The following is a 13,607-nucleotide window of genomic DNA, read 5'->3' as shown; positions in this document are numbered from 1 at the left end:
CTCCCCGCCTCTCCCTACCCCTCCCCGCCTCCGGCAGGCGCAGGAGTAGCCTGAGTCGGAAATATGATCTTCGGGAGAGATATGTCCGTCGCCCCGCGACTTCGCGTCCTGCTCGTCACCGACCTCGCCTACCCGGCCCGGGGCCGCCGGTACGGCGACGAGGACATCGCGCTCTCCGCCCGCCTGCGCGAGGACTTCGACCTCGCCCTGTGCCACCCGCTGGACGCCGTCGCGCTGATGGACGGCTTCGACGTGGTCCTCGTCCGCAACAGCGGCCCGGTGCTCAACTACCCCGCCGAGTACGAGGAGTTCCGCACCCGGGCGCTCGAGCGCGGCACCCGCGTCCACACCCAGCTGACCGGGCGCGGCGACATGGCCGGCAAGCAGTACCTGCTCGACCTCACCTCCGCCGGGTACCCCGTCATCCCCACCGTGGACCGGGCCGAGGACCTCCACCGCCTGCCCGTCGTCCCCGAGTACGTCGTCAAGCCGAAGCTCGGCGCCGACTCCATCGGCCTGCGGACCGTCCCCCGCGAGGAGCTCGACACCGTCGGGTACGAGGGCGGCGTCCTGGTCCAGCCGCTGATCCCCTTCACGTACGAGGTCTCGTTCTACTTCGTCGACGACGCCTTCCAGTACGCCCTGCACGCGCCCAACCCCGAGCAGCGCTGGCGCCTCGAACCGTACGAAGCCACCGCGGCGGACCTGGAGTTCGCCCGCCGGTTCATCGCCTGGAACACCGTCGAGCACGGCATCCAGCGGGTCGACGCCTGCCGCACGCCCGAAGGGGAGCTCCTGCTCGTCGAGTTGGAGGACCTCAACCCGTACCTCTCCCTGGACCTGGTCGACCGGGCCACCCGGGACGGGTTCGTCGCCGCCCTCAAGGCGTCCCTGCTCAAGCTGGCCCGGACGCCCTGACGCGGGTCGAAGCCTCCGTGAGCACCGCGCCCAGCGGCAGGGCGACCCTGGCCTCGGCCAGGTCGTCCCCGCGGGTCGCGCCCTGGTTGACGATCACCACGGGCGTGCCCGCGCGGGCCGCGTGGCGCACGAAGCGCAGGCCCGACAGCACGGTGAGCGAGGAGCCGAGGACCACCAACGCCTGGGCGGCGTCGACCAGTTCGTAGCAGCGCTGGACCCGGGGCTTGGGCACGCTCTCGCCGAAGAAGACGACGTCCGGCTTGAGGACTCCCCCGCAGGCCGGACAGGGCGCGACCTGGAAGCAGTCCACCAGCCCGGGCGCCAGCTCGGCGTCGCCGTCCGGGTTGAGCTTCACCTCCTCCGCCCGGAAACCGGCGTTCAGCTCCTCCAGCCGCTCGTCCAGCTCCGCGCGTGAGGTGGTGCGCCGGCACTCCAGGCACACCACCCGGCGCAGCCCGCCGTGCAGTTCCACGGCGGTGCGGGTGCCGGCCGCGTGGTGCAGGCCGTCCACGTTCTGGGTGATCACGGCGGCGACGTGGCCCGAGCGGCGCAGCTGCTCCACCGCGCGGTGCCCCGCGTTGGGCTCGGCCCGGGCGATCGTGCGCCAGCCGACGTGGCTGCGCGCCCAGTAGCGGCGGCGGGCCGCGTCGCTGCCGGTGAACTCCTGGTACGTCATCGGCGTGCCGCGCCGGCGGCTGCCGCTCTCGCCCCGGTAGTCGGGGATGCCCGACTCCGTCGACAGCCCGGCCCCGCTGAGCACCACCACGCCCCGCCCGGCCAGCAGCCGCACCAGCGCCCGCAGCCCGGCCGCGTCGGCCGCGGTGGCGCCGGGGATCGTCACAGGCACGTCCATGCCGTTCAGGGTAGGACTCGGCCTCGGCCGGGCGCGAGCGCGGGGGGTCAGCCCGTGACGTCGACCGTGAGGTCGTAGGTGCGCTGGCCCGGGGCGCAGAGGAGGGCTTCGCCGCAGACGGTGCGGGAGGCGGTGAGGTGGGCCGTGCCGGGGGTGCGGGCGGTGAAGGAGGTGGCGACGGTGCCGCAGCCGCCGCCCGGGCGGCAGGAGGGGGACGGGGAGGTTGCCGGGGACGGGGCCGGGGAGCCCGTCGGGGCGAGGACCTCGGGGGCGGAGCTGGCGGCCGGGGACCAGTAGGTGCTGTGCAGTTCGACGGTGACCGTCGTGCCCACGGCGACCTTGACGGTGGTGCGGTTGGCGTCGTCGCCGGCGGTGACGGCGGCGGGAGTGGGCGTGGGCGTGCTCGTGGACGCGGTGGCGGGGGCGGCGGAGCCGGACGAGCCGCAGCCGGTGAGGGTGAGGACCAGGCCCAGGACGGCGGAGGCACAGGTCAGGGCGAGGGTGGCGGGTCTTCTCAGGTTCACGGTCGTTCCTTGTGGAGGGGTGGTTGCAGCGGTGCCGGTTCGACGCGCCGGAGGCCGAATCGGCTCCCCCCCCGGGAAAGAAAACCGCACCGGGGCGGGCGCGAGGCCCACCCCGGTGCGTACGGCGCGGCGTTCGTCAGGAGACGGTCACGTCGTCGTAGGAGGTGTAGGTGGCGTCACCCGCGTAGTTGTCGTCGTGGTTGACGAGGGTGAGGGTGTAGCTGTGGCCGGGGGTGACAGTGGCCGTGGTGTTGGTCCAGGCGCCCGCCGCGGAGCAGGTCTTGGCCAGCACGGTGGTCGTGGTGTTGGTGGTGTTGTCCTTGAGGGTCGCGGTCGCCCAGTCGTAGGTCAGGGTGTCCGGGCAGGTGTTCTTGGACCAGAAGGACAGCTTGCTCGAGCCGGTCGGCGCCGTGAAGGTCTGGGCGGCGGTGGAGTCGGCGGTCGGGCTGGTGGAGCCGAGCTGCAGGCCGTAGGAACCGGTGTGCGCGGCCCCGGCGGGGGCGGTGGCGGTGCCGGTGGTGGTCCAGCCGGTGGTGTTGCCGGTCTCGAAGCCGCCGTTGGTGATCGCGTTGCCGCCACCGCCGCTGGTGGACTCGGTCCAGGTGAAGCTGGTGCTGCCGGTGGCGCTCGTGGTGTCGGTCGCGGTGACCGTCACACTGGAGGTGCCGGAGGCGGTGGGCGTGCCGGAGATCAGGCCGGTCGAGGAGTTGATCGACAGGCCGGCGGGCAGGCCCGTGGCCGAGTAGGTCAGGGTCTGGCCGGTGGCCGAGTCACTGGCGCTGATCTGCAGGCTCGCGGCGGTGCCGACGGTGCCGCTCTGGCTGCCCGGGTTGGTGACGGTCACGGTGTTGCCGTGGTTCAGGATGGCGTGCGAGATCGCGCAGGAGTTGGTGTCGTTCGACCAGCTGGCCTGCTCGGCGAAGGTGCCGTAGGAGCCGAACGAGATGTTGGCCGCGCCGCCGGTGCTGCCGGGCCTGATCCAGGCGCACTCGTCGGAGTTCTCCTGGCCGTTGTAGCTGCTGCCGCTGACGTGGTTGGTCCAGCCGCCCGCCGGGTTCTGGTCGGACATCATCTCCTGCCACTCGTGGCCGAGAGTCATCGTGTAACCGTCCAGCGTGCCGGGCGAGTTGACGAAGCCCACGCCGCAGTTGGTGCCCTGGTCGATGTTGTACGGCTGGTTGGAGAACGCGATGTCGCCGTAGGGCGAGCTGGCCGCACCGCCGGTGAGGGTGGTGTCGCCGTTCCAGTCGTGCCAGGCGCAGTACCCGGTGGTGGGGTTCTGGTAGTCGTCCGGGTTGGTGCCGTGAGGCGACAGGATGATGTAGTACGCGTCGCGGTTCGAGGCGGCGGTGGTGTTGCCGAAGTGGGCGGCCGCGTTGACGGCCTCGACGCCCAGCTGGTGGCCGCTGGCCTGGGCCGGCGAGGCGGCCGAGTTGTCGTACCAGACGCCGGAGAGCACGCCGCCGCTCTGGTACGGGATGAAGTTGGCGTTCGACGGGCAGCTGACGGCGCCGGCGGCGACGTTGGGGCCGTCGCACCACTGGGTCAGGTCGGCGGACCAGGTCTCGCCGTTGGTGCCGATGCCCTTGAACATCTGCTGGGTGGCACCGGCGGCGCCGGCCGAGTCGTTGGAGAACTTGGCGTTGCCGTTGGCGTCGGTGGTCTGGGTGCCCCACTGAGTGCCGTAGAAGACCAGGTAGACCTTGGAGTGGCCGCTCTGCACGCCGATGCCGTCGACGCCGCCGCCGTAGGACAGCGTCTGCTGGCCGGTGGCCGCCGCCTGGTTCTTCGCGGCGAGCCACTTCTTGTAGTTCTCGTGCTGCTGGAGGCCCTGGACCGCACCGTGGCGGTACGGGTGGCCCTGCTGGGGGCTCCAGGGGTTGAACTCGTTGCCCGTGCTGGACGCGACACCGGGGATGTCCTGTGCGGCGGCCGGCCCGGCCACGCCGGCGAGGCCGGCGGCGGCGAGTGCCAGGGACGCGATTCCGGTGAGCGTCGCGTACCTGGCGCGCCGCATGCTGCGGGAGTGACCCATGGGTGAGGGTGCCCTCTCTCGTACCGATCGCCCGAGCGGCCGGGGAGGCCGGGGACGATCCCTTTGTGGGGGGAAGGAACCGACGGCGAATTCCGTCGGGCGACGATTCCGGTGAGTTGATCCGCACTCCGGAATTGACGGCCCGGCGGTGGGGGCCGCCTGCTGGGAATGAAGAAAAGCAGAGCTGATGAACACTGGTCAACGGGGAAAGGTAAGGGTTCATTAAGAACGGTTCCGGGGCAGGTGAAACGCCGTTAAGTCACACATGGAAGGCGAAGTTGACGCGCGTAACCATTCACTGAATACCGATCGGCGAGGAGTTTCCCATTCACCGGTTCTTCACATCCGTGGCCGGGGGGATATTCACCGGCACACGAAGCGAATTCCCTTCGGGCAGGCACCTTCGCGCGCATTCGGATTTCGCGCGGGGGCGCGGGGACGGCGTGGGGGCGAGGCGGGGGCACCTCGGGAGCATCGCGGGAGCCGTCCGTGGGAGCCGTCCGCGGGCCGGACCCGGGTGGACCTGGGGACCCCGAACACGGCAAAATGGTCTAGACCCTTGAGGTCTAGACCTCAGCTAGCCTTTGCCAGCCTCGCCTCAGAACGGTGGACCGTATGGAAATCGTGATCGTCCCTGACCCCGCAGCGGCCGGCGAGCTCATCGCCGCGGCGATCACCGACCTGCTGACCGACAAGCCCGAGGCGCTGCTCGGCGTCGCCACCGGCTCCACGCCGCTGCCGATCTACCAGTCCCTGGCCGCGCGGGTCGCCGACGGCCGCCTGGACGCCTCCCGCGCCCGGATCTGCCAGCTGGACGAGTACGTGGGCCTGCCCGCCGGGCACCCCGAGTCCTACCGTTCCGTCGTGCTGCGCGAGGTCGTCGAGCCGCTCGGCCTGACCGAGGACTCCTTCCTCGGCCCGGACGGCAACGCCGAGGACATCGCCGCCGCCGCCATCGCCTACGACCGCGCGCTCGCCGAGGCCGGCGGCGTCGACCTCCAGATCCTGGGCATCGGCACGGACGGCCACATCGGCTTCAACGAGCCCTGCTCCTCGCTGTCCTCGCGCACCCGGATCAAGACCCTGACCCGGCAGACCCGCGTGGACAACGCCCGGTTCTTCGACAGCATCGACCAGGTGCCGCACCACGTGATCACCCAGGGCATCGGCACCATCCTGGAGGCCCGCCACCTGGTGCTGCTCGCCACCGGCGAGGCCAAGGCCGAGGCCGTCGCCCTGGCCGTGGAGGGCCCGCTGGCCGCCGTCGTCCCCGCCTCGGCGCTGCAGCTGCACCAGCACGCGACCGTGGTGGTCGACGAGGCCGCCGCCTCCAAGCTCAAGCTCGCGGGCTACTTCCGCGACACCTACGCGGCGAAGCCGGCGTGGCAGGGGCTGTAGGAGCCGCTTAGCGCGTGAAAGCCGTTCAGCGCGTGACCGCCGGGGTGCGGCCACCGATTCGTTCGGTGGCTGCACCCCGGGCTTTCCTTACCTGGTTAACTTTTTTCCCTGGACCCACTTCTTCCCGGGTCAGCGCTTGCGCAGCCAGTCCCCGAAGGCGTCCAGCGCGGGCCCGGGGTCGCGGCGGCCGAGGCCGATGCGGAAGCGGTCGGTGGGGGTGGGGGTCAGCTCGGAGCGGTAGATGCTCGCGGGCAGCAGGAGCACGCCCGCCTCCTCCACCAGGCCCGTGCAGAACGCCTCCACCCCGTCCGCGCCGAGGTAGCGCGGGTACGCGACGCAGCCGCCGTCCGGGGCACGCCAGTCGAAGAGTTCGCCGAACTCGGCGAAGAAGGCGTCGAACCGCGGGGTGTTCTCCGCGATGATCGCCCGGTTGCGGGCCAGGATGCGCTCGCGGGCGGTGACGGCGATCCGCGCCAGGACCTCGCTGGGCGCCGCGTTGCAGATGGTGGTGTAGTGCTTGGCCCGCTCCAGGCGGGAGCGCAACTCCCGGTCGCGGCAGGCGATCCAGCCGACCCTCAGGCCCGGCAGGCCCAGCGACTTGGAGGTGACGTTGAGCGAGAGCGCACGGTCGGACAGGTCGGCGGCCTGCGGCAGGGCCCGGGCGGGGTCGCTCTCCAGGCCCCGGTAGACCTCGTCCGAGAAGAGCCGGATACCGCGCTCCTCGCACAGTTCGGCGAGCCGGAGGAAGTCGGCGGCCGGGATGATCTTCCCGGTGGGGTTGTTCGGGAAGTTGACGGAGACCACCCGGGTGGTGGGCCGCAGCGCCGCCTCGACGGCGTCGAGGTCGAGCGCCCAGTCGTCCCGCTCGTCCAGCGCGACGCCGGTGACCTCGCAGAGGGAGAGCGGAATCGTCTCGGCGGACTGGTAGCAGGGCGTCACCACCACGGCGTGGTCGCCCGGTTCGAGCAGGACCTGCATGGCGAGGTTGAGGCCCTCCTGGGCGCCGCCGAAGCAGAGCACGTCCTCGGCCTCGACGTTCTCGTACATCCCGGCGATCGCCCGGCGCAGCCCCTGGTCTCCGAAGGTCTCGGTGTAACCGAGGGCGAGGCCGTCCCAGGCTTCGCGGTCCTCGGGGCCCGCCAGGGCGAGGAGTTCGGCCATGGTCATGGTCTGGGCGTCGGAGGCGGTGAGGTGGTGGCGGGCGGTGAACTCCCAGCGGGAGAAGTAGGTTTCGAGCCGGAAGTCGGGCAGCCGGGTCATGGTCTGGTCACTCGCTCTCGGGCGTGGGGGTTTCGGACTTCCGGGTTTCGGGCTTCGGGGTTTCGGGCTTCAGGATTTCGGACGCCAGGCTCTCGGACTTCAGCTCGGCGATCAGGGCGTAGACGGTGGACCGGGAGACCCGCAGCGCGGTGGCGACGGCCGGGGCGGCGCGCCGCACGGACAGGACGCCGGCGCGGTCGAGTTCGCGCAGCACGGCGAGCCGGTCCTCGCGGGTGAAGCGCTCCAGCGGGCGCCCCTGCGCGCGGACGTGACCACCGATCACCTCGTTCATCCGCTCCGTCCAGTCGCGCTCGAAGAGCGGTTCGGGTCGGGGCGCGGTCGGGGCGGCGAAACCGGCGAGCAGGGCGGCGGCCTGTTCCAGGGGCCCCCGATCGAGGTTGACGCAGAGCACCGCGGAGGGGCGGCCGTCCGCGTCGCGCAGCACGGCGCTGACGCAGGAGAGCCTGCGCCCGTCCGGCAGCAGCTTCTGGTACGGGCCGTACACGTCGGGGGCGGCGGGGTCGAGGCCGTCCAGTTCTCCGAGGTACGACGGGTCGCCGGGGCCGCGGGCGGTCATCGGGTTCCAGACGGCGAGGACCCGGTCGGCGACGGCGTCGTGCAGGGCGACCTCGGCGTACGGGCCGAGCAGCAGGGCCACGGCCCGGGCGACCGGGGCCCAGGTGCGTACGCGGGGGTCGGTCGCCCGGGCCGTGGCCCTGGCGGTGTCGTTCTCGGTCATGGTTCGGACTGTACGTCCATCTCGGACGTTCCGTCCAGGCTGGACGGAACGTCCGGCTCCGATCCTTTCGGCTCCGATCCGTTCGGTCCTGAGATGCCGAATCGTGCCGGGCGCCGGCCCCGGGCAGGGCCGGCGCCCGCGACGAGCGCCGCTACGCCCTGAGTTCGAGGGTGCAGCACTTGGCCCCGCCGCCGCCCTTCAGCAGTTCGGAGACGTCCACCGGGATCGGCTCGTAGCCGCACTCGGCCAGTCGCCCCGCCAGGTTCTTCGCCGCCTCCGGCAGCAGCACCCGGCGGCCGTCCGAGACGGCGTTCAGGCCGAAGAGCTCGGCATCCTCCCGGTCCGCGAGGATCGCGTCCGGGAAGAGGGTGCGCAGCACGCGCCGGCTGTCCGCGTCGAACGCCTCCGGGTAGTACATGACGTGGTCGTCGGCGAGCACCGCGAGGGCGGTGTCCAGGTGGTAGAAGCGCGGGTCGACCAGGGTGAGGCTGACGACGGGGACCCCCAGCAGGCGGGCCGTCTCGGCATGGGCGGCGCGTGAGGTGCGAAAGCCCGTACCGGCGAGGACCCGGCCGCCGACCACCAGGTGGTCGCCCTCGCCCTCGTTGACGTGGGCGGCGCGGAGCACCTCGCGGTAGCCCCGGGCGCGGAACCACGCCTGGTAGGCGTCGGATTCGGGGGCGCGTTCGGGGTAGCGGAAGCTGGCGACCAGCGCCCGGCCGCCGAGCACGGTCGCGCCGTTGGCGGCGTACACCATGTCGGGCAGGCCCGGGACGGGGTCGATCAGCTCCACGGTGTGGCCGAGGAGGCGGTAGGTGCGGTGGAGGCGCTCCCACTGGCGTAGGGCGAGCGCGGTGTCGGTGGGCTTCGCCGGGTCCATCCACGGGTTGATCGCGTAGTCCACGGTGTAGTGCGTCGGGCGGCACATCAGGTAGCGCCGCGGGCGTGCGGTGCGCTCCGGGATCTGGTTGGGCATGGTCCTCAACCATCCTTGACTGGAAGGGAGTTCGCGGTAGCGGACGTTCCAGGGGCGGCTGCCCCGGCACCGTCCTTCGCACACCCGCGCAAGCTCCCCCGCCGGGCGCAGACCCCCGCGCACCCGGCGCGAACACCGGCGCACAGCCCCGGATCGGCCCCGGGGTCACCAGCGGACGGCGGTGAAGTCCACCGGCGAGGGGCGCAGCTCCCCGCAGCGCTCGGCCAGGGCGCGCAGCCGCCGCCGCACCTCCTCGGCGGGCATCCGGCGGCGGTCGCCGTGACCGGGCAGCAGCCACTCGAAGCGCAGCCGGTCCAGGCTGCGGGCCAGCGAGGCGGCCTGCTCCTCGATCGAGTACCAGGTGAGGGACTCGTGCACCTCGATGTCCCCCGTGGTGCGAGACCAGTAGAGGCTGTCGCCGGTGAAGCAGTGCCGCTCGTCGAGCACGTACAGCACGCTGCCGCGGGTGTGGCCGGGGAAGGGGTGGGCGACGGCGCCGGGGCCCAGATCCAGCGGGTCGGCGCCGCGCAGCACCCGGTCCGCATCGGGGGCGGCGTCGAGGTCGCCCTCGTGGACGGTGAGCCGGGCGCCGAGCCGGTCGGCCCAGGCGCGGCCGTGGGCGGCGTGGTCGCCGTGGGTGAGCAGGACGTCGGTGACCGGGCCGAGCGCCTCGTAGCGGGCGGCGAGGCCCTCGGAGAAGCGGGGCGTGTCGATCATCAGCCAGCCGGTGGGCCGCCGGCACAGGTAGGAGCTGGCGCCCGCGGTGCGGCGGGAGTTGTGGCCGAGCAGCAGGACGCCCTCGTCAAGGGTGAGCGGGAACGGGTCGGTGTCCCGGGTGAGGGCGCCCGTGCCGGGGCGGATCGAGCGGGTCGGGCAGGCGTGGGCGGCCGCGAGGAGACTGCGCGTCTCGGCCTCGTCCTTCGGCGGGCGTACGAGCGCGGAGCGTCCGGCGCGCTCCTCGATCAACTCCGGGGCGAGCTGGCGGGCGGCGTCGCAGTTCATGCAGCGCTCGTCCACGGACCAGTCGGCGGGCAGGCCGGAAGCGGGCGTCGGGGGCATGGGGGGTGCTCCTTCGGAAGACTTCGGGTGGTATCGGACGGCTTCGCGAGGCGGGGTAGGGAGGTTACGTGGTCCATCTCACGTTCCGCCGGGGCCACCTACGGTGGCGTAGGTTACTTGAAGAGGTGAACTATCTACGTCATGCCGAACCTCCAGGAGACCCTTGACCTCAGTTCGTACGCAGCCCTCGGGGACAGCTTCACCGAAGGGCTGAACGACCCCGGCACGGACGGCGCCTTCGCCGGCTGGGCCGACCGCCTCGCCGGGCTGCTCGCCCAGGGCCGCCCCCAGGGCGGGTTCCGCTACGCCAACCTGGCGGTGCGCGGTCGGCTGCTCGACCAGATCGCCGCCGAGCAGGTGCCGCAGGTGGAGCGCCTCCAGCCCGACCTGGTCACCTTCTGCGCGGGCGGCAACGACATCCTGCGGCCCGGCAGCGACCCGGACGAGGTCGCCGAGCGCTTCGAGGCCGCCGTCGTCCAACTGGCCGCCAACGCCGGGACGGTGCTCATCTGCACCGGCTTCGACACCCGCGAGATGCCGCTGCTCAAGCACCTGCGCGGCAAGATCGCCACCTACAACGGGCACATGCGCGCCGTCGCCGACCGCAACGACTGCAAGGTGGCCGACCTCTGGTCGCTGCGCGCCGTGCAGGACCGCCGCGCCTGGAGCGAGGACCGGCTGCACCTGTCCCCCGAGGGCCACCAGCGCGTCGCCCTCCTGGCCGCCCGCTCCCTGGGCCTGCGCACCGAGCAGGACCCCGAGGCGCCCTGGCCGGCCGTACGCCCGCTCTCGCCCGCCGACCAGCGCCGCGAGGACCTCCACTGGGCGCGCGAGCACCTCATCCCCTGGGTCGGGCGGCGGCTGCGCGGCGAGTCCTCGGGCGACCAGGTCGAGGCCAAGCGGCCCGACCTGCTTCCGCTCTGACGACCCGTCACGGAACGGGTCCCCAGGCCGAGGAACCACCGCGCCTCCCCGGACGTCACTCCCCCCGTTGAACCATCCGTGCAGGTCACGGGCGATGGTCGGAACGGGACGGACGGGCGGGGAGCAGTGGCAGTGACGACGGACGGGGCCAGGGCCGGGGCGGTCAGCGGCGCGCGGCGGGGATTCGCCGTCGCGGGATTCGCGACGGAACGGGACGGGCGGGCGCGCGAGCGCGGCAAGGCACTGCGCGAACGGGTGCCGCGCGAGCGCCACGCCGAGTTCGCGCCCGCCACCGGGCGGCCCGGCGCCGTCGAGGCGCTCGAGCAGTCCAACGCGGGCCGCATAGCCTCCCTGGTGCCCCTCCGGGTCGGACGGATGGCGGCCTCGCCCTTCGCGTTCCTGCGCGGCTCGGCCGGGCTGATGGCCGCCGACCTCGCCGGCAGCCCCGTCACGGGCGTGACCGCCCAGCTGTGCGGGGACGCGCACGCAGCCAACTTCGGCCTGTACGGCGACGCGCGCGGCCGGCTCGTCATGGACATCAACGACTTCGACGAGACCGTCCCCGGCCCCTGGGAATGGGACCTCAAGCGCCTCGCCACCAGCCTCGTCCTCGCCGCCCGCGAAACCGGCGCCGACGAGGCCACCGCCCGCGACGCCGCCCACCACGCCGCCGGCTCCTACCGCCGCACCCTGCGCACCCTGGCCAAACTGCCCGCGCTGGACGCCTGGAACGCCGTCGCCGACGAACAGCTGGTCTCCTTCGCCGAGGCGCACGACCTCGCCGACGTCCTCGAGCGCGTCGGCGCCAAGGCCCTCGGCAACACCAGCGCCCGCTTCGCCGCCCGCAGCACCACCCGTACGGCGGACGGCGGTTGGCGCTTCACGGCCGCCCCTCCGGTGCTCACCGAGGTCACCGACGCCACCGCCTCCGCCGTCGCGGACTCCCTCGGCGCGTACGTGACCACCGTGCCCGCCGAGGTGCGCACCCTCCTCGGGCGCCACCGGGTCGAGGACGTGGCCTTCCGCGTCGTCGGCACCGGCAGCGTGGGCACCCGCTCGTACGTCGTCCTGCTGACCGACCACCGCGACCAGCCCCTCGTCCTCCAGGTCAAGGAGGCCCGCCCCTCCGCCCTCCTCCCCCACCTCCCCGGCCGCGGCGGCGCCCAGCCCCTGGAACACGAGGGCCGCCGGGTCGTCCGCGGCCAGAAGCACATGCAGGTCGTCAGCGACACCCTCCTCGGCTGGACCACCGTCGACGGACTCCCCTACCAGGTCCGCCAGTTCCGCAACCGCAAGGGCAGCGTCGACCCCGCCGCCCTCCAGCCCGCCCAACTCGACGACTACGCCCGCATCACCGGCGCCCTCCTCGCCCGCGCCCACTCCCACACCGCCGACCCCGGCCTCCTCTCCGGCTACTGCGGCAAGAGCGAAGCCCTCGACGAAGCCATCGCCACCTACGCCGTCGCCTACGCCGACCGCACCGAAGCCGACCACGCCGACCTCCTCACCGCCGTACGCTCCGGCCGCCTCCCCACCGACCCCGGCGTGTAACCGGCCCACCCACCCGCTCCACGGGGAGAGCCCCGACGCACGAGAAGTTGACCCCGCCGACTTCTCGTGCCGCCCGCCAACCCGCTGAGGCACCAGCGGGGCGCACGACATGGCAAGTGGAGGTGGTGGCGCAGGAAGTCGATGTTGCCGACTCCTTGCGCAGGGTGGCGGGGTAGGCCGTGTCCTGGCGATCATGAGCGGAGCCAGATGGCGAGCGCGGCTACGGTAGGGGTGCCGAGGTACATGTAGCCGCGCTTGTCGAACCTGGTCGCAACCGCACGGAAGGTCTTGAGTCTGTTGATCGCCCGCACGACGGCGTTGCGCTTCCTGTAGCGCTCCCGGTCGAATCCGGGCGGTCGGACAGCGGCGGCGTGGTGGTGTGCGCGCACGGACGTCGAGTCGACCGAGACGTCCCAGTCGATCTCGCCGGCCGCATCCACCTCCGCCTGGATCCGCCGAAGCGGCATCTCCCGTATTTCGGTACAGCACCCCGTTCACGACCTGGCGATGGTCCCGCCACCTGCCACGACGCCCGTTACTCACCGGCAGGAACGGCTCCAGGCGCTCCCACTGGGCATCCGTCAGATCACTCCTGCCTCCCATAGCCGTATCAACAACTCAACTGATCGGCAGGACACTGCCTAGCGCGGCGCCCGAACCTCCTCGCGCATGGCGGCCACGTCTGCGGCGACGGCGTCCAGGTCCACGTCCTCCGGCTGGACCGAGCGCTGGAAGATCGAGGCGACCACCACCACGGCGGAGGAGTCGGCCCAGCTGCACTCCGCCAGGGCGCTGTCGGAGCTGACGTACAACCAGCGGATCAGCAGGACCCGGCAGCGCAGCGGCTCGCGGGCCCCGGGCGGCGTGGTCGTCCGCACGGGGACGACGACACGGCGGAGGTTGTAGGCGCGGCCCTTGATGTCGAGGAGCTGCTCGCGCGCCGTCACCGGGTTCGTCACCGTGCCGTAGACGCCCGTGAGCGTGACCTCCGCCAGTCCGCCCCTGTTCTCGGGCACGGGCAGGTAGGCGGCGAACTCGGGGGTGGCTTCGGTGACTTGGTCGGACATCGCCTGTGCCAGCTTGGGGTCCGGCGGTGACGCGTCGTGGCGGGCGTAGCTGCCGTGCACCAGGGTCTCCGGCATTGCCAGGCGGTACGGGCGCTGGCGCGGCTGCGTATCGGAGCCCACGGGTGGCGTCGGCGCCGGCGCGCTGCTGCATCCGCTCACCGACGCCGCCACCGCGAGTACGACCCCGACCCACCTCAGGCGCTTCACTTCGGCCCCCCGTCGCTTCGTGTTCGACGGACCAGCGTAGTGCGCGCTCGAGGCCCTGTCCGGCCGGACGCGGGCTAGGGGGTGGGGGTGCGGCGG

Annotated in this window: 12 protein-coding genes and 1 pseudogene; 4 read left to right on the top strand and 9 right to left on the bottom strand. The window is 72.6% G+C overall.

Annotated features, from left to right (window positions below; all coding sequences use genetic code 11):
* Positions 1-81 precede the first annotated feature (81 nt).
* Positions 82-918, top strand: coding sequence for a hypothetical protein (locus IH61_RS0138545; RefSeq protein WP_031078826.1), 837 nt, complete (start codon positions 82-84; stop codon positions 916-918).
* Here IH61_RS0138545 and IH61_RS0138540 read toward each other — a convergent pair.
* The 3 genes from IH61_RS0138540 to IH61_RS49835 form a co-directional block, all read right to left on the bottom strand.
* The gene (locus IH61_RS0138540; protein WP_031078824.1) at positions 896-1,771 is read right to left on the bottom strand and encodes an NAD-dependent protein deacetylase; all 876 of its coding nucleotides are present in this window, start codon (positions 1,769-1,771) and stop codon (positions 896-898) included. The genes IH61_RS0138545 and IH61_RS0138540 overlap by 23 nt on opposite strands.
* A gap of 47 nt (positions 1,772-1,818) precedes the next feature.
* Positions 1,819-2,295, bottom strand: coding sequence for a hypothetical protein (locus tag IH61_RS0138535; RefSeq protein ID WP_031078821.1), 477 nt, complete (start codon positions 2,293-2,295; stop codon positions 1,819-1,821).
* 136 nt (positions 2,296-2,431) lie between these two features.
* Positions 2,432-4,312 (bottom strand): Ig domain-containing protein, encoded by a 1,881-nt coding sequence (locus IH61_RS49835; RefSeq protein WP_267884093.1) that lies wholly within the window; start codon positions 4,310-4,312, stop codon positions 2,432-2,434.
* 633 nt (positions 4,313-4,945) lie between these two features.
* Here IH61_RS49835 and nagB point away from each other — a divergent pair.
* Positions 4,946-5,728 (top strand): glucosamine-6-phosphate deaminase, encoded by a 783-nt coding sequence (gene nagB / locus IH61_RS0138525; RefSeq protein ID WP_031078816.1) that lies wholly within the window; start codon positions 4,946-4,948, stop codon positions 5,726-5,728.
* 129 nt (positions 5,729-5,857) lie between these two features.
* On the opposite strand, the gene IH61_RS0138520 is transcribed toward nagB, so the two are convergent.
* The 4 genes from IH61_RS0138520 to IH61_RS0138505 form a co-directional block, all read right to left on the bottom strand.
* A complete protein-coding gene (locus IH61_RS0138520; protein WP_031078814.1) occupies positions 5,858-6,988 on the bottom strand; it encodes an aminotransferase class I/II-fold pyridoxal phosphate-dependent enzyme in 1,131 nt (376 codons plus the stop codon).
* A 7-nt stretch (positions 6,989-6,995) separates the two neighbouring features.
* Entirely contained in the window at positions 6,996-7,727 is a 732-nt protein-coding gene (locus IH61_RS0138515; protein ID WP_078911719.1) for a helix-turn-helix transcriptional regulator, read from the bottom strand.
* A 151-nt stretch (positions 7,728-7,878) separates the two neighbouring features.
* The gene (gene ddaH / locus IH61_RS0138510) at positions 7,879-8,703 is read right to left on the bottom strand and encodes a dimethylargininase (protein ID WP_031078811.1); all 825 of its coding nucleotides are present in this window, start codon (positions 8,701-8,703) and stop codon (positions 7,879-7,881) included.
* 165 nt (positions 8,704-8,868) lie between these two features.
* Complete coding sequence (locus tag IH61_RS0138505) at positions 8,869-9,762, bottom strand: 4Fe-4S domain-containing protein (RefSeq protein ID WP_031078810.1); 894 nt, start codon at positions 9,760-9,762, stop codon at positions 8,869-8,871.
* 141 nt (positions 9,763-9,903) lie between these two features.
* Here IH61_RS0138505 and IH61_RS0138500 point away from each other — a divergent pair, with 141 nt between their 5' ends.
* Both IH61_RS0138500 and IH61_RS0138495 read left to right on the top strand, forming a co-directional pair.
* Positions 9,904-10,686, top strand: coding sequence for an SGNH/GDSL hydrolase family protein (locus IH61_RS0138500; RefSeq protein ID WP_031078809.1), 783 nt, complete (start codon positions 9,904-9,906; stop codon positions 10,684-10,686).
* 126 nt (positions 10,687-10,812) lie between these two features.
* Positions 10,813-12,237 (top strand): DUF2252 domain-containing protein, encoded by a 1,425-nt coding sequence (locus IH61_RS0138495; protein WP_031078808.1) that lies wholly within the window; start codon positions 10,813-10,815, stop codon positions 12,235-12,237.
* A gap of 191 nt (positions 12,238-12,428) precedes the next feature.
* Here the strand turns inward: IH61_RS0138495 and IH61_RS45360 are convergent.
* Together IH61_RS45360 and IH61_RS0138485 are read right to left on the bottom strand one after the other, a co-directional pair.
* Positions 12,429-12,840 (bottom strand): annotated as a pseudogene (locus IH61_RS45360) (transposase).
* Between the two features lie 38 nt (positions 12,841-12,878).
* On the bottom strand, positions 12,879-13,379 hold the full coding sequence (locus IH61_RS0138485) for a hypothetical protein (RefSeq protein ID WP_031078806.1): 501 nt from the start codon (positions 13,377-13,379) through the stop codon (positions 12,879-12,881).
* Positions 13,380-13,607 lie beyond the last annotated feature (228 nt).

It is taken from the genome of Streptomyces sp. NRRL WC-3742 (assembly GCF_000720635.1).
Lineage (GTDB): Bacteria > Actinomycetota > Actinomycetes > Streptomycetales > Streptomycetaceae > Kitasatospora.
Note: the sequence above shows the minus strand (reverse complement) of the source record. Positions and strands in the feature narration are given on the sequence as shown.

Coding starts and splice junctions, on each gene's coding strand:
- IH61_RS0138545 (WP_031078826.1), top strand. CDS start 82: ATGTCCGTCGCCCCGCGACTTCGCGTCCTGCTCGTCACCGACCTCGCC.
- IH61_RS0138540 (WP_031078824.1), bottom strand. CDS start 1,771: ATGGACGTGCCTGTGACGATCCCCGGCGCCACCGCGGCCGACGCGGCC.
- IH61_RS49835 (WP_267884093.1), bottom strand. CDS start 4,312: ATGCGGCGCGCCAGGTACGCGACGCTCACCGGAATCGCGTCCCTGGCA.
- nagB (WP_031078816.1), top strand. CDS start 4,946: ATGGAAATCGTGATCGTCCCTGACCCCGCAGCGGCCGGCGAGCTCATC.
- IH61_RS0138520 (WP_031078814.1), bottom strand. CDS start 6,988: ATGACCCGGCTGCCCGACTTCCGGCTCGAAACCTACTTCTCCCGCTGG.
- IH61_RS0138515 (WP_078911719.1), bottom strand. CDS start 7,727: ATGACCGAGAACGACACCGCCAGGGCCACGGCCCGGGCGACCGACCCC.
- ddaH (WP_031078811.1), bottom strand. CDS start 8,703: ATGCCCAACCAGATCCCGGAGCGCACCGCACGCCCGCGGCGCTACCTG.
- IH61_RS0138505 (WP_031078810.1), bottom strand. CDS start 9,762: ATGCCCCCGACGCCCGCTTCCGGCCTGCCCGCCGACTGGTCCGTGGAC.
- IH61_RS0138500 (WP_031078809.1), top strand. CDS start 9,904: ATGCCGAACCTCCAGGAGACCCTTGACCTCAGTTCGTACGCAGCCCTC.
- IH61_RS0138485 (WP_031078806.1), bottom strand. CDS start 13,379: ATGCCGGAGACCCTGGTGCACGGCAGCTACGCCCGCCACGACGCGTCA.